This is a genomic window from Teredinibacter waterburyi, from assembly GCF_001922985.1.
In the GTDB taxonomy this organism is placed as follows: domain Bacteria; phylum Pseudomonadota; class Gammaproteobacteria; order Pseudomonadales; family Cellvibrionaceae; genus Teredinibacter; species Teredinibacter waterburyi.
In genome coordinates this window covers 1-560 of the sequence record NZ_MRUH01000005.1, presented here as the reverse complement: position 1 = coordinate 560, position 560 = coordinate 1, and the positions used below count along the sequence as shown (strand labels likewise).

Sequence of the window (560 nt, the reverse complement as noted above, 5' to 3'; positions counted from 1 at the left end):
TTCTGAATCGTATCGAATAACTTTTGACCCAATTTATGGCTTTCGAGAAAATGGCGGAAGTTTAATATTGTCGTTTCGTCTGGCAGGTTATCGGACAGTCGAAGGCCCGCAAAACGGCGCATGGATTCAATTTCATACAAAGTGTCTTCCATGGCTGGATCGCTTAAATTATAGAGTAACTGCATAATGTGCACCCGTAACATAACGTTCAGCGGGTAGGGTTTGCGGCCGACTCTCCCCTTGGAGTATTTTTTAGCGAGTTGCTGCTCCAGTTTCGCCCAAGGGATGAGCCCTTCCATACGCTCAAGAAACTTTTCGCGCCGAGTTTTACGCTTTTTGATAGTGTATTCTGCTTCGGAGAACGTCAGTTGAGTCATGTTTTTAACCGCTTAACTGAAAAAGCCTATTCTGCCATTTTATGAGGTGTTTTTCAGAGTTACCCTAGATGCAATTATGCCTATTATCGATGGCTTTGAAACCTGTGAAAAATTAAAGTCCAACCCTGCGTTGCGTAATATCCCCGTTATTTTTATGACTGGGCTTAGCGATACTGAGAGCAT

The 560-nt window shown here is 43.4% G+C and carries 1 protein-coding gene; it reads right to left on the bottom strand.

The features are described 5' to 3' along the window. On the bottom strand, window positions 1-377 hold a 377-nt coding region (locus tag IDZ20_RS00050; RefSeq protein ID WP_188149383.1), incomplete at its 3' end, for a transposase. Between the last annotated feature and the right edge of the window lie 183 nt (window positions 378-560).